General features: G+C 69.8%; 12 protein-coding genes and 1 tRNA gene. 10 read left to right on the forward strand and 3 right to left on the reverse strand.

Annotated features, from left to right (window positions below; all coding sequences use genetic code 11):
• Positions 1–24: 24 nt before the first annotated feature.
• Entirely contained in the window at positions 25–1,494 is a 1,470-nt protein-coding gene (locus tag OG735_RS16190) for an MFS transporter (protein ID WP_327323880.1), read from the reverse strand.
• Between the two features lie 170 nt (positions 1,495–1,664).
• Here OG735_RS16190 and OG735_RS16195 point away from each other — a divergent pair.
• Positions 1,665–1,736 (forward strand) — tRNA-Cys (locus tag OG735_RS16195).
• Positions 1,737–1,883: 147 nt separating this feature from the next.
• Positions 1,884–2,444 (forward strand): DinB family protein, encoded by a 561-nt coding sequence (locus tag OG735_RS16200; protein ID WP_327323881.1) that lies wholly within the window; start codon positions 1,884–1,886, stop codon positions 2,442–2,444.
• 116 nt (positions 2,445–2,560) lie between these two features.
• Here the strand turns inward: OG735_RS16200 and OG735_RS16205 are convergent, their stop codons facing one another.
• Together OG735_RS16205 and OG735_RS16210 are read right to left on the reverse strand one after the other, a co-directional pair.
• The gene (locus OG735_RS16205) at positions 2,561–3,031 is read right to left on the reverse strand and encodes a VOC family protein (protein WP_327323882.1); all 471 of its coding nucleotides are present in this window, start codon (positions 3,029–3,031) and stop codon (positions 2,561–2,563) included.
• Positions 3,032–3,421: 390 nt separating this feature from the next.
• Positions 3,422–3,943 (reverse strand): hypothetical protein, encoded by a 522-nt coding sequence (locus OG735_RS16210; protein WP_327323883.1) that lies wholly within the window; start codon positions 3,941–3,943, stop codon positions 3,422–3,424.
• 663 nt (positions 3,944–4,606) lie between these two features.
• Here OG735_RS16210 and OG735_RS16215 point away from each other — a divergent pair.
• From OG735_RS16215 to OG735_RS16250, 8 genes are all read left to right on the forward strand, one after another.
• Positions 4,607–6,823: a protein kinase domain-containing protein gene (locus OG735_RS16215; RefSeq protein WP_327323884.1), complete on the forward strand. Its 2,217-nt coding sequence runs from the start codon at positions 4,607–4,609 to the stop codon at positions 6,821–6,823.
• Between the two features lie 21 nt (positions 6,824–6,844).
• Positions 6,845–8,872, forward strand: a complete 2,028-nt coding sequence (locus OG735_RS16220; RefSeq protein ID WP_327323885.1) for an outer membrane protein assembly factor BamB family protein — start codon at positions 6,845–6,847, stop codon at positions 8,870–8,872.
• A gap of 262 nt (positions 8,873–9,134) precedes the next feature.
• Positions 9,135–9,269 (forward strand): hypothetical protein, encoded by a 135-nt coding sequence (locus OG735_RS16225; RefSeq protein ID WP_327323886.1) that lies wholly within the window; start codon positions 9,135–9,137, stop codon positions 9,267–9,269.
• Between the two features lie 4 nt (positions 9,270–9,273).
• On the forward strand, positions 9,274–11,460 hold the full coding sequence (locus OG735_RS16230; protein ID WP_327323887.1) for a protein kinase domain-containing protein: 2,187 nt from the start codon (positions 9,274–9,276) through the stop codon (positions 11,458–11,460).
• 12 nt (positions 11,461–11,472) lie between these two features.
• Positions 11,473–13,560, forward strand: a complete 2,088-nt coding sequence (locus tag OG735_RS16235) for a serine/threonine-protein kinase (RefSeq protein WP_327323888.1) — start codon at positions 11,473–11,475, stop codon at positions 13,558–13,560.
• Positions 13,561–13,700: 140 nt separating this feature from the next.
• Entirely contained in the window at positions 13,701–14,621 is a 921-nt protein-coding gene (locus OG735_RS16240) for a serine/threonine protein kinase (RefSeq protein WP_327323889.1), read from the forward strand.
• A gap of 3 nt (positions 14,622–14,624) precedes the next feature.
• Positions 14,625–16,808, forward strand: coding sequence for a protein kinase domain-containing protein (locus OG735_RS16245; protein WP_327323890.1), 2,184 nt, complete (start codon positions 14,625–14,627; stop codon positions 16,806–16,808).
• Positions 16,809–16,831: 23 nt separating this feature from the next.
• Positions 16,832–18,949 carry a protein kinase domain-containing protein gene (locus OG735_RS16250; RefSeq protein WP_327323891.1) on the forward strand — a complete coding sequence of 706 codons (2,118 nt, stop codon included), beginning with the start codon at positions 16,832–16,834 and terminating at the stop codon, positions 18,947–18,949.
• Positions 18,950–19,319: the final 370 nt, after the last annotated feature.

Raw genomic sequence — 19,319 nt, forward strand, 5'->3', positions numbered from 1 at the left:
GGCCGGGTCCGCCCAGGGTGCGACTCAGCTCACATCGCACCTCGTCCCGACCCACGCCCCCACCAGCGCCACGGCCGCCATCGGCAGGAACACCGCCGCGAACGCCCCCGGGTGCGAGCCCGAAGCCCCCACCGCAACGTGCGCCGTCCCCACCGCTCCCCCGCCGAGCGCCGCGAAGGCCGCGCCGCCCGCCGCCAGCAGCAGGACGTTCGACAGCCCGTCCGAGATCTGCAGCGCCGCCGAGTTCGCGCCCGCCTCCTCCGGCGCCGACAGCTTCAGCAGCAGCACGCTCGTCGAAGCGAGCACCATGCCCATGCCGAAGCAGCCGACCCCCCACGCGACCCCGACGATCCACACCGGAACCGAAGCGATCAGCACGCTCGGCGCGGTCGCGATCGCCGCCGCGACCAGCACCATGCCCAGCACCATCAGCCGCTCCCGGTGCGGCTCGAGACGCGGCCGGGCCTGTACGTACGAGCCCAGCGCCCAGGTCGCCCCGCCGACCGCCAGCGACAACCCGGCCATCGTCGGCGACAGCCCGCGCTCAGTGACCAGCATCAGCGGTACGAAGGATTCCGCCGCAATGAAGGACCCGGCCGCGACACCCCGCAGCAACACGACGGACGGCAGCCCCCGCACCGCCCGGTACGTCCCGCGCGGCAGCAGCCCGAGCACCGCAGGCACCAGCAGCGCCGCGCCTGCCGCAGCCGGGAGCAGCGAGAGCCACCTCACATCCTGGCCTGCGTACTGCAGCAGTCCGGCACCCACCGAGATGCCCAGCGCCAGCCGGATCCGCCGCCTGTCGAAGGGCTGCGACGGCGCGGAGGGATCGGCGGGCCCGGACGCCATCCGCCGGATCGCGGGCAGCGCGAGCGCCAGCGGGAAGACGACGAGTACCGGGATACCGATGAACACCCAGCGCCAGCCGAGGTGTTCGGTGACGGTCCCGGAGGCGAGCGGGCCCACGACCGAGGGGACCACCCAGCTCGCGGCGAACGCGGCCATGATCGACGGCCGCAGCCGTTCCGAGTAGGCGCGGCTGACAACCACGTACAGCGCGACGATCACCAGCCCGCCGCCGAGCCCCTGGACCGCCCGCCCGACGATGAACAGCCACATCGCATTCGCGGTCCCGGACAGCAGCAGCCCCGCGCCGAAGGCCGCTATCCCGGTGGCGAGCGGCCGCAGCGGCCCGTCGCGGTCGGCCCACTGCCCCGAGAGCACCATCGCGAAGAGGCTGGTGGTGAAGTACGCGGAGAAGGCAAAGGCGTACAGGGGGATGCCGTGCAGCTCCCGCGCCGCGACCGGCATCGCGGTGCCGACGGCGGTCGCCTCGAAGGCGATCAGCACGACGACGGAGACGATGCCGACACTGAGCGCGCGATGCGATCTGCCGAGAACGCCGCCCCGGTCGTCGTCCGGGGCGGCGGGGGCTGCGGCTCTGTCCGCGGGCGGCGGCGTGACCTCGGCGTCACTGGGTTCGAGGGCGGTCATGGGCCACAGAGTAAGGGGCGTGGAGCGGGATGGACCCTGTCGCTGGACGGGACTCCGCTCGTCCCTTGGTCGTACGACCATGAACGCCGTATGGCAGTCGTGTTGCAGCCCGCGCGGGGCCCTTGAGCCGTGCCACCGCCCCGCCTACGATCGAGGCATTGGAGTCACACGGCCGTGTGCCCGAGTGGTTGAGGGACTCGCCTGCAAAGCGAGTTACGTGGGTTCGATTCCCGCCACGGCCTCTACTGCCTGAACAGGCAAAACAAAGGTGCGGCACCCGGAAAGGGTGCCGCACGTCTGTTGGTCCGTCTCGGTTCCCGTCTCAGTTGGCCGTTCAGCCCCGGGAAATCATTGGCGAGCTCGGGCCCTCGCGGACGAACATGGAACGCATGAGTGACCAACCCGCACGATGGAGCCGGGCAACCACCTACCCCGACATGTGGGCCGACCCGGACGACGACCCCCGCAACAGCGAGGGTGCCAGTCCGGACGGCGAGCTTGCGACGCTGCAGGACTTCCTGACGAACTACCGCATGACCCTGCGGATGAAGTGCGAGGGCCTGGATGCGGAGCAACTGGCCCGTCGGTCGGTTCCGCCGTCGACGATGTCGCTGCTCGGCCTGCTTCGGCACCTCGTCGAGGTGGAACGGGACTGGCGCAACTGGATCAGCGACGGTGATCCGCTGCCGAAGCTGTACGGCGAGGGTGACGCGGACTTCGACGGAGCTGTCGCCGAGCAGGCCGAGGTCGACGCTGCGTACTCCGCTCTGGAGCGCGAGCAGGCCGCGACCGACGCCGCGCTGGCCGAGCACCCGGATCTGAGCGAGCGTCTGGGGAAGGACGGGATCGCAGTTCGGGAGCTGATGGTGCACAGGATCGAGGAGTACGCCCGTCACTGCGGGCACGCCGACCTGTTGCGCGAGTGCGTCGACGGAAGGGTCGGCCAATAACGAGGGCCGGGGGTTGCCCCCGGGCAAGCGAGGACGACGGCCGAACTCGGCTCTTCGAGCATGCGGGGACCGTATCCGGGACGGTACGGAAGGTCGGACACGGCCCTCGCGCCCGTTCACTGCGCGTAGGCGTCCTTCAGCCCCTGGACGTCGATCTTCTGCATCCCGAGCATGGCCTTCATGACCTGCTGGGACTTGACCGGATCAGGGTCGCTCAGCAGCTCGGTCAGCGCCTTCGGAATGATCTGCCACGACAGCCCGAACTTGTCCTTGAGCCAGCCGCACGGCCCTTCCTCCCCACCGGCGCTGAGCTTCGCCCACAGCTCGTCCACCTCTTCCTGCGACGCGCAGTCCACGTAGAGCGAGATGGCTTCGTTGAAGGTGAACTGCGGGCCGCCGTTGAGCGCGATGAACTTCTGTCCCGCGAGCTCGAAGGTGACGATCATGGCTGTTCCCGGCTCGCCCGGTCCGGCTTCTCCGTACCGCTGTACGTCGGTCACGCGGGAGTCGTCAAAGATCGACGTGTAGTGCTGCGCGGCTTCCTCAGCCTGGTTGTCGAACCACAGGAAGGTCGTGATCTTCTGCATGAGGGTTCTCCTTTGCCGGTCGGGGGGCGACTGCCTCACCGAGGTAGACCGCCAGGGCTGGCGAAACTCATCGCCCGGACCGGACCGAACCGGACCCGGCTGGACCGGACCGGCGCCGCGGTCGCAGGCGCGGGCTCGGTCGTGCGCTTCCTGCTCTCACCCGTGCGCGGGCGCGTGCGTCAGCAGAGCCCGCGTCGGCCGTGGCCGTCAGGCCGTACGCCGGAATGGCCGTGCCCGGCTGATCGCCGACGCCCGGGACGTACACCCCGCCCTCGTCCGACCTGGCCCGTCTGATGCGCAGGGCTGTTACGGCGCGACCAGAGAGCTCTCACTCAATCTTCGGGGCGCGGATGCTCGTGCGTATGCCAACCACCCGCCGCTCAAGCGATCTCAGCTCTTGGGCCAGTCGCCGTAACGCGTGAACGTCTCCGTACCGCTCTTGCCCTTGAACCAGCTGACGCTGACCGAGTCCCCGCCGCCGTACGTGAGGTCCCCGGCACGGTCCTCGTTCTTGACGGGCTTGCCGTCCCGCTCGCAGAGCAAGGCGATCTGGTACTTCTTCCCGGGCTCCTCGACCTTCCGGATACCCCGGCACTGCAGTCCACCGGAGACCAGGATGACCGAGACCTTGTCCGGCTTCTCGGTGTCCACGCTCTCCTTCAGCCCGAGGACCCCGCCGCCGGAGTCGGACCTCCACATACCCTCCATGCCGGTCCCGGTCGGCTTGGCACCGATGTCGGACTCTTCCTCACTCGGGGTCTCGCTGGGCTCGACCGCCGGGTCCTCGCTCTCCGGCACGCTGACGGACGGGCTCGCGCCGGCCTGTGAACTCCCGTTGGCCGAAGGCTTGTCGTCGTCACCTCCGCCCGACGTGGCAAACCAGACGACACCACCGATGACGGCGACGGCCACGACTGCCGCAGCGACGATCAAAGCGGTCTTACGGCCACCGGACGGGGCCGGCGGAGGAGGCGGGTAAGTCCCGTACGGCGAAGGCTGCTGACCGTACGGACCGTAGGGCGCGCCGTACTGCGCAGGCTGGTTCGGCGGATACTGCGGAGCCTGCGGCGGCTGCGCCGGCGGCGGAGGCGGAACCGGCGGCCCCCCCGGCCGCGCATCCTGCGGACCCGGCTGCCCGTACTGCCCGGGCCAGTCCTGAGGACCCTGATACGGCGGCTGAGTCATCGGTGCGCACCTCATTCCGCGGGCATGCCACCCGAACGTGGGGGATCTCGTACCAACCCTGCCGCTCAGGACACGGGCCCGGATGAGTATGGATCACCAGCTTCCCTGAGCACCCGCACTTATTCGGGTGCTCAGCAGCACCACTCGGGCCGTCGCCCTTGATTACGTACGCAATTGAGTACGTCCACCCTCGCTGCCGAGCCCGCCCGGCCGACAAAGTGATCCACAACTCCTTCCGAGCGGAAGGCAACCCCGCCAAACGTCTGTCGGGCCGCTGAGTAAGCTCCTGATGCTGTTGGGGACACCTAGGGGGATTCACACATGGGACGACTGCGCACAGCCCTGCCGCAATGTGCTGCTGCGTATGACCGGCTTCCCGGGATCTGACCAGTGCTCTCCCCATTGACGCACCATGATCCCTTCGCGATCGCCGCGTACCGCCTGATCGCCCGCCTGGGCAGCGGCGGTATGGGAACCGTCTACCTGGCCCGCTCTCACGGCGGCCGCACCGTCGCGCTGAAGACGATGCACGCGGGCATCGCCTCGGACCCGGCCTCCCGCACCCGCTTCCGCCTCGAGACCGACGCGGCCCGCATCATCGGCGGCCACCACGGAGCAACGGTCGTCGACGCCGACCCACTCGCCGAAACCCCTTGGCTGGCCACGGAGTACGTCCTCGGCCCGCCCCTCGACGACGCAGTAACCCTCTGCGGCCCACTGCCGGAGACGTCGGTCCGGGCACTGGGAGCAGCCCTCGCCGCAGCCCTCACCCAGCTGCATTCCTCCGACGTCGTGCACCGCGACCTCAAGCCCTCCAACGTGATGGTCACGGCGTACGGCCCCAAAATCATCGACTTCGGCATCGCCAGAGCTGCAGGCGACGACCGTCTGACCCGTACGGGAGCAGCGGCCGGCACCCCCGCCTTCATGTCACCGGAGCAGGCCACCGGCCAGGAACACACTCCCGCCGGAGACCTCTTCGCCCTCGCGGGCGTCCTGACCTACGCCGCCACGGGCCACGGCCCGTTCGGCGCCGGCCAGGCCGCCGACCTCCTCTACCGCGTCCGCTACGCAGAGCCTGATCTGACGGGTGTCCCCGATGCCCTGGTCCCGATCCTGACCCGCTGCCTGTCCAAAGATCCCGGCCGACGCCCCACCACATTGGAACTCGCCGCCCAACTCCACGACGGTCAGGGCGAATTCGCCGACCATCTCCCCGACACCCTCCTCGCGGAGATTGTCCACCGGGCGTCAGACGTCTGGCTGTACAAGCCCCATCGACTCCCCACACCGGGGAGCGATCCCTACGCAGCCACGGTCCCCTCACCGACAAGCCCCGGCATGACCCGCCGCAAACTCCTCACCATCGGTGGGGGCTCGGTCCTCGGCACAGCCACCGCAGCCTTCGGCGCCTGGGCCTGGCTCAACAACGACGCCCCGGACACAGGCCCCACAGCCTCGGGCACCCCGTCCAGCACGCCACCCCCGCAGACCATCGACCCACGCGAGGCCTGGCGCCGGACGATCAAGAGCGAGTTGACGAGGGTCCCGCCGATGGCCGTGGCCGACAGCGTCGTACTGCCCACCGACGAGGGGCTCCTGAGCCTGGACGCCACGAGCGGAAAGCAGCGGTGGCTCAACAAGGACCTCAAGCAGGGCTGGCAGCTGCACTCGGACGGAGCCCGGATCTACGCGCTGCTCCCCGGCGGTTCGCACGGCCACCAGCTGTCCCCGCACAGCGTGAACGTCACCGATGGCCGCACAGCGCCGCTCACCGCGTTCGGGAAGTTCGACAAGCCCGTCCAGCAGGCCCACCTGCTGGACATCGCCGACGGCACGCTCTACCTCGCCGCCCGGAAGGGAACGCCCGGCGACCCCGGCCCGGTGCAGGAGAAGAGCTGGCACGTGATGGCCGTGAGCCTGAGTACCGGCAAGGAGCTGTGGAGCACGCCCCTGCGTTCGTACCGGATCGGCGTGCTCGAGGAGACCATCGTCTCCGCCCGCAGCGGCAACCGGCTCGTACTGTGCCGGAAGGCCGCCACCGGTAACGCCCTCGAAGTCAGCGCCAGGGATGTCCGTACGGGTGCGGAGCTGTGGAAGGCGACCGTGGCCAGGAACGAGACGGACACGAGTGTTCTCCTCCCGGGCGAGCTCGCGGTGGACGGTCGGCATGTGTACTTCGGGGCCAACGAGGCCCTGGCTCTGCGCCTCTCCGACGGCTCCGTAGCCTGGCGGTTCGGCAAGGGGCGCGACAGCATCGTCACCGCGGACGCCCGTGCGTACGGCACACCGGCGGTGAAGGACGGCGTGGTGTACGTGACGGAGTTCCAGGGCGGGCTCGTCGGCCTGGACGCGTCCGACGGGAATCTGCGCTGGGAGGAGCAGCCCAGGAACCAGTTCCCCGCGCTCCGTATCCCGCCCGTCATCCATGGCGCCCACGTCTTCAGCTCGGACGGCACGCAACTCGGCGCCGTCAATATCACTTCGTACAAGAAGGACTGGACCTTCAGCCCCAGTCCCTCGTCCTTCGTCCTCCACGAACGCGCCGCGCGGCTCATCGGGGTGGGCGACGATCTGGTCGTGGCCGTCCGGCTGGACCAGGACTGAACGACCCGGAAGGCAACCCTGATGAACCCCCTCGGCCCCGGCGACCCCCTTCGCCTCGGCCCGTACCGTCTTGTCGGCGTACTCGGCGCGGGCGGCATGGGCCAGGTGTACTTCGGTCACGACAGCCAGGGCAGGGCTGCGGCCATCAAGGTCCTGCTGCCTCAACTCGCCCATGACCAGCATCTGGTGCAGCGCTTCCTGCGCGAGGCCGAAGCCGCCCGGGCGGTGGTGAGCAAGGGGGTGGCGCGTGTCCTCGCGGCCCAGACCGAGGGCGGCCGTCCCTGGATCGCATCGGAGTTCCTGGCGGGACCGACCCTGGACCAGGCCGTGCAGGCGTACGGCCCCTTCGCCGAGCCGGCCCTCCGCGCGCTCGCCGCCTCGCTCGCCGACACGCTCCACGACATCCACGCCACCGGGCTGATCCACCGCGACCTCAAGCCTTCGAACATCGTGCTGACCTCGCGGGGCCCTCGCATTATCGACTTCGGCATCGCACGGCCCGAGCACGGACTCACTCTGACCACCACGGGCCAGACCCCGGTGACACCGGGCTACGGAGCCCCCGAGCAAGTGCTGGGACAGCGCGTCGGAACAGCGGCGGACGTCTTCTCTCTGGGAGCCGTGCTGGTGTACGCGGCGAGCGGGCGCCAGGCGTACGAAGGCGCGCATGTGGCCGCGGTGCAGTACGAAGTCGTGCACGGGCAGCCGTCCCTCGGCCACATCCCGGAGCACTTGCGCGTACTGATCGGGCCGTGCCTGGCGAAGGATCCGGCCCACCGTCCCCTCCCGCCGCAGATCCGTACGGCATTCGCACCACCGCGAGGCGCCGAACGAATCTGGCGGCAGGGGCCCATGGCCGCCGACATCCAGCACCGCGAGGCGGAAGCGAAAACGCAGACCACCCTCCCCGGGACGGTCGTACCGGCCGCGCCGAGCCGGCGGCGGCTGCTGGTAGGCCTGGCGGCGGGGGCGGCAGTGCTGGCGGCCGGCGGCGGAACCACCGCCTGGTTGATGGGGAACGGCAAGGAGGACGACGGGGCGGACAAGAACGCTCTGAAGACCCGTACGGAACCGGTGGTGCTGTGGGGACCACTGAAGGTCGCGGACGTGTTGAGCCCGCCGCCGTTGCCGGTGGGAGGCGTCGTGGTCGTCGGCATGCCGGACGAGGGCATCGCTGCGTACGACGCCGGGAGCGGAAAGCAGAGGTGGGCGAAGCCCGAATTCAACGCACAGCAGGGCTTCCTCGCCCTGCCCGGCGGGCTGATCCTTGCGAGCAGCCACGGCCAGCCATTCGGTCTCGACCCTTCCACTGGAACGGAGAGATGGTCGGATTACGCGGGGTGGGAAACGCTGATCGCGATGGACGATGAGTCCCTGTACGTCCACTACGGCGAAGAGATCCGCTGCTACAACCTGGCAACGCGCAAACAGCGGTGGATCGTCCCCTCACCGGTCCGCGCCAACATCGAGGCCATAGCCCACGGCGCCGTTGCCGGGAAGCGGCTTGCCCTCCACAGCGCGACGGGTGATGCGGCCGTTCTCGACACTCGTACGGGCAAGAAGGTGTGGGCCCGCAATGACCTGGCTCTCTTGTCCACGACACCGGCGATACACAAGGACTTGGTCCTGCTGGGCAACGACACATTGAAGGCAGTGAGGCTGAGCGACGGCAAGGAGGTGTGGTCCATTTCCATGCAGGGACTCCTCAACAAGAACCGCTGGAGCCCGGCGACCGTCTCCGGAGCCTTTGTCTACGCGATCGACGGCAACATCCTCCACTGTCGGCGCGTGAGCGACGGCGCCAAGGTCTGGACGCACGAACTGAAGTTCCGCACATCGTCCGAGGTGGGTCCGCTGGTCCACGGCCGATTCGTCTATGCGCGTGCCCTCGAGGACCCCGCCCTGGGAGTCGCAGCAGTCCGCAAGGACACCGGTGAGCGCGCATGGTTCCACCCGCAGGAATGGCCAATTCACTTTATGTCGGCGGAAGGCGACCGTCTGTTCCTCCTCACAGCCGAAGATCTGACCGCCCTGTCCGTCCCGGCATGAGTGCTGCTCCCGTGCCCGCCCTGACCTTCAGGCCCCTCCGCCGCACGAGTGGGGGCGGTTACCCGCGCTTGGGGCCAATCACTTGCCCTGCGGTTTCGCCATGCGAATGACCCAGAAGGTCGTAGGAGGCCGACGAGCAAATGCGTAGCGCAGCCATCCACCTCCCGGCGAACCCGCGCTCGGGCACTCGGTAGGCTCTGCTGATGTTGTCTTGTCGACGGGGGATTAGCACATGGAACGAGCACAGACGGATCGACCACGCGTGGACACTCCGCGCCAGATCGGCTCGTACCACCTGATCACCTGCCTCGTTCCGACCGGCCGCCGCTCCCCCGCGGCCGTACGCCTGGCCGGAGACGGCCCGCGCCCGACGGGCTTCGGCGCGGTACGGAACTGACACGATGCCGTCCCCTCTCACCCACGACGACCCCGCCCAGCTCGGTGCATACCGCCTGATCGCCCGCCTGGGCAGCGGCGGTATGGGAACCGTCTATCTGGCCCGTTCCGCCGGCGGCCGTACCGTCGCGCTCAAGACCATGCACGCGGGCATCGCATCGGATCCGGCCTCGCGTACCCGCTTTCGCCTCGAAACCGACGCCGCCCGGATCATCGGCGGGCACCACGGCGCGACCGTCGTTGACGCGGACCCGTTCGCCGAAACCCCCTGGCTGGCAACCGAGTACGTCCTCGGCCCGCCCCTCGACGACGCCGTCTCCATCGCCGGACCACTCCCTGAAGCTTCGGTCCGAGCCCTGGGCGCAGCCCTGGCCGGAGCACTCGCCCAACTGCACTCCTCCGACGTCGTCCACCGAGACCTCAAGCCCTCCAACGTGATGGTCACGGCGTACGGCCCCAAAATCATCGACTTCGGCATCGCCCGTGCAGCAGGCGACGACCGCCTCACCCGCACCGGAGCAGCCGCGGGCACCCCCGCCTTCATGTCCCCGGAACAGGCAACAGGCCAGGAACACACACCGGCGGGCGACGTCTTCGCCCTCGCGGGCGTCCTCACCTACGCGGCAACGGGCCACGGACCCTTCGGCGCCGGCCAGGCCGCCGACCTCCTCTACCGCGTCCGCTATGCCGACCCCGACCTCACCGGCCTACCCGACGCCCTCACCCCGATCCTGACCCGCTGCCTCTCCAAGGACCCGGCCCACCGCCCCACGACCACGGAAGTGGCAGCCCAACTCCACAACGGAGAGGGCCAGTTCGCCGACCACCTCCCCGACACCGTCCTCTTCGAGATCGCTCGCCGTGCGTCGATGGTCTGGTACTACCAACCGCACCGCCTTCCGGTCCCGCAGGAGTTCGAGCCCCCCGCCCCGAGCGGCATGTCCCGCCGCAAGCTGCTCACGATCGGCGGAGGGTCAGCCCTCGGCATGGCTGCCGCAGGCATCGGAGCGTGGGCGTGGTCCGACAAGCAGCACGCCGACGACGACGCTTCGCACGACGAAAAAGCCGACAACGGGCCGTCGGCCGTATGGAGCGTCGATGTCGCCGACAAATGGCAGCGCCAGCTCCCCATGCCCGTCGGCAACACGGTCGCCACCCTGTCCGACGTTGGGCTGCTGGGGCTGGACCCGAAGACCGGCAAGCAGCGCTGGTCCTACCCGCTGCTTGACGTGGGGCAGCAGATCGCGTCGGACGGCACGGCGATCTACGGCTTCATACCCGAGGAGACCGAAGGGGAGGGGCTGACACTCAGCGCGTTCTCGGCAGCCAATGGGACCCTCGAACGTCGCATCGGGCACTTCGCCGAATTCAGCGGCTCCGTGCACGACGTGGAACTGCTCACCGCCGCTGACGGTGTTCTCTATCTGATCGCCTGGACCGGGCCCAAGCCCACGGACTTCGCCGACCAGGCCAAGGGCTGGCGGCTGCTCGCCGTCGACATCCGTACCGGGAAGAAGCTCTGGCAGCGGCCCCACGGGATGATCTATCCCGACAACGGCTCGTCTGCGGTCAGCGCGAAGGCCGTCGGAAAGGTCCTGGTCACCGCAAGCAACGGGATACCCTCTCCGGACTTCAGCGTGAGCGGCACGGACATCCGCACCGGAAAGCGGCTCTGGACGACGCAGATGCCCAGAGTACGGGGCGACAACTCCTTCCTGATTCCCGGCCAACTCGCTGTGGACCAGCAGCATGTCTACATCGCCAGCGGACGGGTCCACGCGGTCCGGCACTCCGACGGCGAGGTCGCCTGGTCGTTCGGTGAGGGGCGCAATAGGGGCGATGTCGAGGAGAAGTCACGGCTCTACGGGCCTCCGGCCGTGAAGAACGGCGTCGTGTACGCGGCCGAGGGCAGCCGCGGCCTCGTCGCCCTGAACGCGACCACGGGAAAGCTGTTGTGGGAGGAGGTGGAGGACCTGACGAAGGACGAGGACCCCAGGCTCGATGTGCCACCGGTCGTCGGTACGAAGTTCGTGTACGCGCCTGTGACCAGCGGCATCAGCGCCGTGGATCTCCGCACCCACAAATCCGTCCGGTCGTCGCCGAGTTCCGCGATCCGTTTCGCGGTGCACGAGGGAACCAAGATGCTCATCGGCGCCGACAGCGCCACCGTGACCGCGCTGCCCTTCGAGTGAGAGAGCTTCACCATGATCCCCCTCAGCACCGGCGACCCCTTGCGCCTCGGCCCGTACCGACTCATCGGCACACTGGGCGAAGGCGGCATGGGGAAGGTCTACTTCGGGCGGGACACCAGCGGCCGCAAGGCGGCGGTGAAGGTCCTGCGGCCCGAGCTCGCGCATGATCAGCACCTGGCCCAGCGCTTCGTCCGCGAGGCCCGGACCGCGCAGGCCGTGACCAGCGCCGGCGTGGCTCGGGTACTGGGCGCACAGACCGAGGGCGGACGGCCCTGGATCGCCACCGAGTTCCTGGCAGGACCCACGCTGGAGGAGGCGGTCGACGCGTACGGGCCGCTGGGCGAGCCCGGTCTGCGTGCGCTCGCCGCGTCCCTCGCCCGTACGCTCCAGGACATTCATGCCGCGGACCTGGTCCACCGCGACCTCAAACCGTCCAATATCGTGCTGACTTCGCGCGGCCCCCGCGTCATCGACTTCGGCATCGCCCGCCCCGAGCACGGACTCACGCTCACCACCACGGGCCAGATCCCGGTCACCCCCGGCTACGGCGCTCCGGAGCAGGTCCTCGGGCAGCGGGTCGGTCCGCAGGCCGACGTCTTCTCGCTCGGGGCGGTTCTCGCGTACGCGGCCGGTGGGCAACGGGCCTTCAACGGCCCGCATGTGGCTGCGGTGCAGTACGAAGTCGTCCATGGTGAAGCGGACGTGAGCCGGGTGCCGGACCAGCTCCGCCCCCTGATACTCCCCTGCCTCGCCAAGGACCCGGCGCATCGGCCCGTACCCGCGCAGATCGCCCAGGCGCTCGCGCCTCCCAAGAGCGCCGGCAAGGTCTGGCGGCAGGGGCCCTGGGCGGAGGAGATCGCCCGGCGGGAGACCACGGCCGAGCACCTGGTCTCGTCGTACTCGACGGAGGTTCCCGCCCAGCCGTCCCGGCGCCGCATGCTCACCGCCCTGGCCGTGGGCGGCACGGTCCTCGCGGCCGGTGCGGGTACGACCGCCTGGTGGCTCAAGGGCGGCGGTCGGCACGGTTCGGGGCCGCCGCCGGTCGCCGTTCCGCCGGCCGTCGAGACGCCGTCAGCCGCGGTACTGGCTGCCGGCGCCGACTTCGCGCCGCTGTGGGGCCCCGTGCGCGGGGCGGGTCCGAAGACCCCGGCTCCCCTTCCCGTACGCGATGTGGTGATCCTCGAGACCGACAAGGGTGGCCTGGCCGCCCATCGCGTGACCGATGGGGAGCAGAAGTGGCGTGCCACCGGGGCGAGTGGCTCGGCCGGCTTCGTGACGGTCGCCGACAGACTCGTCGTGGGAGCGGACGCGGACGGCGCATTGCAGGCGTTCATCGCATCCACCGGGGAGCAGGCCTGGACGACTTCCGGCATCACCGTCGAGAAGCTGCTGGCGGCGGACGCCGACACGGTCTACGTGATGACCAAGGAGCGGCATCTGAGCGCGGTCGCTGTCGCCACGCGAAAGGTGCTGTGGTCGATCCCCACGCCCGTACGCACCTCGTACACCGCCCCACCGGCGGCGGCCGTCGGCGCGGGCCGCCTGGTGCTCTTCGCATCGGACGGCGTGGTGGTCGTCCTGGACACGGCCACCGGCCGCAAGGTGTGGGGCCTGCCCAACCAGGGAACGGCGGCTCTGGCGCCCGCCGTCGTGAAGGACAGGGTTTACTTCGGCGGGCGGACTCTGGCCGCTCACGCGCTCGCCGACGGCAGGAAGATCTGGTCGGTGGAGCCGGAGACGAAGGTCGATGAGTCAGGCGGCGGCTGGGGTCCTCCGGCAGTGCGCGGGAACGAGCTGTACGCCGTCGACGACGGGCTGTACCGTCGGCGCGCGAGCGACGGGACGAAGGAGTGGAAGTTCTACCTGCGCGGATACGGCGACGACCCCCGGAAGCGGCCGGTTGTGCAGGGCGGCACCGTTTGGATCGTCGAGTCGGGCTACTACGGACTGACGGCAGTCAGCGTGGACACCGGCGACGAACTCTTCCCGTACACCTTCGGCGATAAGGACGACGGGGCGGCGTACGAGGTGTCGGGCGACGGCAACCGGCTCTTCGCCGCGCACGGCGGCTCGGTCGTCGCCATGCCGGTACGCGCCTGACCGGATTGCACGTGCAAGGCGCCCTCGGAGCCGACCAACGGTCGGCGGTCCATGACCGCCCCCGGACGGACCACCCTCCGGGCCCGCACCGGCACTTGAGTAGGCTCCTGTCGTTCATGACCACCACGGGGGCTTAGCAGATGGAACGAGCACACACGGAACGGCCGCAGGGGCACAGTCCGCGCCAGATCGGGCCGTACTACCTCATCACGCGTCTCGATCCGGCCGGTCCGGGCTTTCCCCCGGTCCCCGAGCGCCGCTTCATCGCGCGCAGCGCGGACGGCGATCGTACGGTGCTGGTCAGGACACCGGGGGAAGGTGTGGATCCCGAACGTTTTCTCGTCGAGGCGGACGCCGGACGCCGGCTGCTCGGCCCCTGGGTCTCCCCCGTCGCCGAACTGTCGCCGCCGTCGGACTCCCCCTGGTACGCGTCCCCGTACCTCCCCTCGCTGCCGCTTCCCGTGGCCCTCGCCGTCCACGGCGGGCCTCTGCCGGAGCGCACGGTGCGGGCCATCGGGGCTGCCCTCGCCGAGACGCTGGCGGGCGCGCACGCGACGGGCATCACACACGCCGGCCTGTCCCCGGCGGCCGTACTGCTGGCGGGCGACGGCCCGCGTCTGACCTGCTTCGGCGCCGTACGCGCCGCCGCCCCGGACGGCGAACAGCGCTCCGGCCTGCCCGGCCTGGAGCCCGGCAGCCTCGCCCCGGAGCAGGCATCGGGCGGCCGCCCGCGCCCGCCGGGGGACGTCTACTCCCTGGGCGCGATCCTCGCGTACGCCGCCACCGGCCACACGGTCCCGGACAGTGCCGAACTCCCCGAATCCCTGCGCTCCTTGATCTCCCGCTGCCTCACCCGCGACCCGGCGGCCCGCCCGACCGCGGCCGAGGTCCTGCACGCGCTGCCGCCCGCGTCCACAGCGCCGGCGTCAACGGTTCTTGACTCGAGCACCTCGCTGTTGACGCCCGGCTGGCTGCCGGGCCGTGTGGTGGCGGCGGTGGCCCGCCAGTCCGCCGAGGTACTCGCCGCGGAGCTTCGCGTCCCGCAGACCCACGGTGCCTGACCTGTGCTCTCCCCACTCACGCAGGACGATCCCGCCGGATTCGGTGCGTACCGTCTGATCGCCCGCCTGGGCAGCGGCGGCATGGGCACCGTCTATCTGGCCCGTTCGGCCGGCGGCCGGACCGTCGCGCTCAAGACCATGCACGCGGGCATCGCCACCGACCCGGGATTCCGGACCCGCTTCCGGCTGGAGACCGACGCGGCACGCATCATCGGCGGCCATCACGGCGCGATCGTGGTCGACGCCGACCCGCAGGCCGAAACGCCTTGGCTGGCCACCGAATACGTCCTCGGCCCGCCGCTGGACGACGCGGTCGCACTGGCCGGGCCGCTGCCGGAGACGTCGATCCGTGCGCTGGGTGCTGCGCTCGCCGGGGCGCTGGCTCAGCTCCACGCGTCGGATGTCGTCCACCGCGACTTGAAGCCGTCGAATGTCATGATCACGGCGTACGGCCCCAAAATCATCGACTTCGGCATCGCGCGGGCGGCGGGCGACGACCGCCTCACCCGTACGGGGGCGGCGGCGGGAACCCCGGCGTTCATGTCCCCTGAGCAGGCGACGGGCCAGGAACACACCCCGGCGGGCGACGTGTTCGCGCTGGCCGGCGTCCTGGTTCACGCCGCTACGGGCCACGGCCCCTTCGGCGCCGGCCAGGCCGCCGACCTCCTCTACCGCGTCCGGTACGCCGACGCGGATCTGACGGGCGTACCCGATGCGTTGGTCCCGATCCTGACCCGCTGTCTGTCGAAGGACCCGTCGCAGCGACCCACCACCTGGGAGCTGAGCAGCCACCTCCACGACGGCCAGGGCCAGTTCGCGGACCATCTCCCGGACACAGTCCTCGCCGAGATCGCCCGCCGCGCGACGGAGGTCTGGCAGCACCAGCCGTACCGCCTCCCTGCGCCGCTCGACGAAACCCAGCCCTCGACGACACCGCGCACAGGACTTTCCCGCCGCAGCCTGCTGACGATCGGCGGCGGATCGGCGCTGGGGATTGCGGCGGCGGGGGCAGGGGCGTGGATGTGGATCGGCCCCGGGAAGCCGGCCGAGACAGATCCTCTGAGGCTGACGGGCATCTCCTCCCCCACCCCCAAAAAGCCCAACGAGCGACAGCTGTGGCAGGTCAGGGTGAGCGGCCATCCGGGCGCCTCGCACCCTGGAGCCGCATCGACTCCCATCGTCGTCGGCGACCTGGTGGCGCTCGTCGTCAGCAGTGGGCTGGCGGCGGTCGACGCGCGGACCGGAAAGACCGCGTGGACAACCGGCGGCAAGGAATTCAACTGGCAGATCGCCTCCGACGGCGAGGCGATCCACCGCCTGGCCAAGGCGGAGAGGACCGACGACGAGCAGGCCGGTGTCCGGCCTCTCGTGGTGGAGACGGTCGACCTCACCACCGGCGAGCCGAAGCAGGGTCCACGGCTGAGGAACTCCGACGGGGCCGTTCCCGAGAACCAATTGGTCAGTGCCGGGGGTGGCGTCGTCCATCTGGCCGCCGCCCAGAGCACGAAGGGGCCCTGGTTCCTGGCCGCGCTGGACATGGCGAGCGGCAATGAGCTGTGGAGGCAACCGCTACCGCCGCTGCCGGCCGGATCCAAGCGGCTGCATTTTCTCGCCGGGCGCAGTGTGGGCGACAAGCTCGTCCTGCTGCAGGAGACCGCCAAGGGCGAGGTGCGTGTGGTCGTGCGCAACTCGCTCACCGGGAAGGTCGTATGGGACAAGCCCTGGGCCGGCGTCGAGCCGGACCAGGTACGCGGACTGCTCGCGACGGACGAGACTCATGTCTTCCTCGGCCTCGGAGACCTGCGCGCCCTGCGACTGAGCGACGGGCACGTGAGGTGGAGGGACAAAGCGATGACGCACAACCCCTACGGACCCGCCGCCGTCGCCGACGGTGTGGTCTACGCCGTGCAGAAGGGGATCAACATCATCGGTCGCAACGCAGAGGACGGGAGCAGCGAATGGCTGAACAGCGACGGCGGCCTGGAGGTGGACCTGTCCGGCCCTGTCGTCGTCGGGACGGAGCACCTCTACTCCAAAGGCCCGTACAGCCTGCGCATCTCCGGCCTCGAGGACCGCAGGGCCACCGATGAGTACTCCACGACCGGCACTCGCTTCATCGGCCATGAGCGCGCAAGGGTCGTGGTCGCTCTCGGCGGCGGCTTCCTCAGCGCCTTCCCGCTCCAGTGACTCCCACAGAAAGCCATCGCCCCGTGAAACCGCTCGGCACCGGTGATCCACTCCGGCTCGGCCCGTACCGCCTGCTCGGTGTACTCGGCGAAGGGGGCATGGGCAAGGTCTACTTCGGTCGGGACGGCGCGGGCACAAGCGCTGCCGTCAAGGTCCTTCGTCCCGAACTCTCGCACGACCAGCACCTGGCTCAGCGCTTCGTGCGCGAGGCGCAGATGGCCCAGTCGGTCACCAGCAAGGGCGTGGCCCGGGTGCTCGGCTCCCGGATGGAGGGCGGACGGCCCTGGATCGCCACCGAGTTCCTGGCCGGTCCGACGCTCGACGAGGCGATTGCCTCGTACGGGCCGATGGACGGTCCGGCTGTACGGGCTCTTGCCGCGGCTCTCGCCCGCACTCTCCACGACATTCATGTGTCGGGACTCGTCCACCGTGACCTGAAGCCCTCGAACATCGTCATGACGTCGGCCGGGCCCCGCATCATCGACTTCGGCATCGCCCGGCCCGAGCACGGTCTCACACTCACCACCACGGGCCAGATCCCGGTCACCCCCGGCTACGGTGCCCCGGAGCAGATCCTCGGGCAGCGGGTCGGACCGGCGGCGGACGTCTTCTCGCTCGGAGCCGTACTCGTCTTCGCCGCGAGCGGCCGACGCGCCTTCGACGCGAGCCATGTGGCAGCCGTGCAGTACGAAGTCGTGCACGGCGAACCGAATCTGACCCAGGTCCCGGCGGAGCTCCAGCCGTTGATCGACCCGTGTCTGGCCAAGGAGGCCGGTATCCGCCCGGGCCCCAACCAGATCGCCTCCGCTTTCGCGCCGCCAAAGGGCGCCGAACGCATTTGGAAGCGTGGTCAGTTGGCGGACGACATCAGGAGCCGTGAATGGGGGGTCAAGCAGCTCACGACGCTGCCGGCGACGGGTGAGGGGAGCAGCATCCCGCGCCGTCGGCTGCTGACCTCTCTTGCGGCGGGCGGTACGTTTCTGGCGGCGGGCGGCGGGGCGGGTGTCTGGTGGCTGCAGCGCGGCGGGAAGTCCGGCTCCGGCGCAGAGAAGAAGAAGCCGGCGGGTGCTTTCGACATCCCACCCGCGGTGAAGACGCCGACAGCCGCGTTGGCGCAGCCGGCATTCAGGGTGGGCGTCCTCGGTGACAAGTACCCCACGCTCAAGCCTCTGTGGGGCCCGCTGCAGGTCAATACAGAGGATTCGCCGGCTCCTGAGCCGGTCCGGGACGTCATCGTCTTCGGTGCGAAGAACGGCGGTCTGGCCGCCCACAACGTGGTGGACGGCAAGTGGCGCTGGTCGGCCCCGGAGGTGGTGGCCTCGGGCGGATACGTCTCCCTGTCCGACCGGTTGATCGCAGCCGTCGGTCCGGGCGGAAAACTGCTGACGTTCGTCCCGTCCACGGGAGAGCGCAAATGGACGGTCCCAGCGGCGCAGGCCCGTTGTGTGCTCGCAGCTGACGACGACATGGTGTACGTGGTCACCAAGGATGACCGCCTCCGCGCGATCGGCCGCTCCGACGCCACGATCCGCTGGACGACCCCGGCTCCGGCGTCCAAGCTCACGCGGAGCAACACAGGCGCGGTCGCTGCTCAGGGACGGCTCGTATTCAGCGCCCCGGGCGGCATCGTCTTCGCCGTCGACACGAACAATGGACAGATCGCCTGGCAGTTCACCTCCGGGTCCAAGATCAGTCTGACGCCCGCCGTCCTGGACAGCACCGTCTACCTCGGCGGCAAGGATCTGACCGCGCTGCGTATCTCCAACGGCAAGGTGCTCTGGCGGTCGAAGCCTCACAAGGACGACCAGGGCAACCGCGAGTCGTGGTCGACGCCCGGCACGGACGGCATGTCGCTGTATGCCATGAGGGGCCGTTGGGCCCAGCGCGTCAACCTGGTGGACAAGGACCTGCTCTGGGAATCCGGGACCATAGGCGACTTCAGGAGCCCGGTCCTCAGACAGGGCAGCTACGCCTGGATCATCGACGATCTGTCAAACGTGAAGGCTATTGACCTCAGCGAGGGAACGTCCCTGATCGACTACACCCCGGAGAAGCTTTCCCCGCCCCTCGGCTTCAAGGCGGACGGCAACCGTCTCTTCATCCTGACCGAGGAGTACCTGCTGGCGCTGCCGGTGATGTGAGACTTGATTTCTCTCGCCTCAGGTCAGCCTCCAGCGCGGGGTCGACAGACTCAGCCTTCGGAGACGAACCTGCCGACGTCGGCCCACGTGACGACCTCCACGCAAGCGGGACCGTCGTCCGTGCTGTAGCTGCTCTTGTACCAGCCCATCTCGGAATCGGCTCCGGTAGAGGTGCGACGACCCCTGTGACCGCGCCTTCCGCGCTCCAGAGCCGGGCCGGTGCAGTGAGTGCAGCCCACCGGCGCCGCCGGCGTTCTGAGCTGCCGCAGGCCGCGGGCTTGGGCACCCCGCTCACCAGCTTGGTGTCGTTCTGACAGCCCAGATCGGCGGCGCCCTTGTCGCACCGAACCCCTCGCTCGCGGGATCCTAT

The organism is Streptomyces sp. NBC_01210 (genome assembly GCF_036010325.1).
Lineage (GTDB): Bacteria > Actinomycetota > Actinomycetes > Streptomycetales > Streptomycetaceae > Streptomyces.

Bases quoted from the DNA above. Each gene is read 5' to 3' on its own strand.
- OG735_RS16190 (WP_327323880.1), bottom strand. From the start codon at position 1,494: ATGACCGCCCTCGAACCCAGTGACGCCGAGGTCACGCCGCCGCCCGCG.
- OG735_RS16200 (WP_327323881.1), top strand. From the start codon at position 1,884: ATGAGTGACCAACCCGCACGATGGAGCCGGGCAACCACCTACCCCGAC.
- OG735_RS16205 (WP_327323882.1), bottom strand. From the start codon at position 3,031: ATGCAGAAGATCACGACCTTCCTGTGGTTCGACAACCAGGCTGAGGAA.
- OG735_RS16220 (WP_327323885.1), top strand. From the start codon at position 6,845: ATGAACCCCCTCGGCCCCGGCGACCCCCTTCGCCTCGGCCCGTACCGT.
- OG735_RS16230 (WP_327323887.1), top strand. From the start codon at position 9,274: ATGCCGTCCCCTCTCACCCACGACGACCCCGCCCAGCTCGGTGCATAC.
- OG735_RS16235 (WP_327323888.1), top strand. From the start codon at position 11,473: ATGATCCCCCTCAGCACCGGCGACCCCTTGCGCCTCGGCCCGTACCGA.
- OG735_RS16240 (WP_327323889.1), top strand. From the start codon at position 13,701: ATGGAACGAGCACACACGGAACGGCCGCAGGGGCACAGTCCGCGCCAG.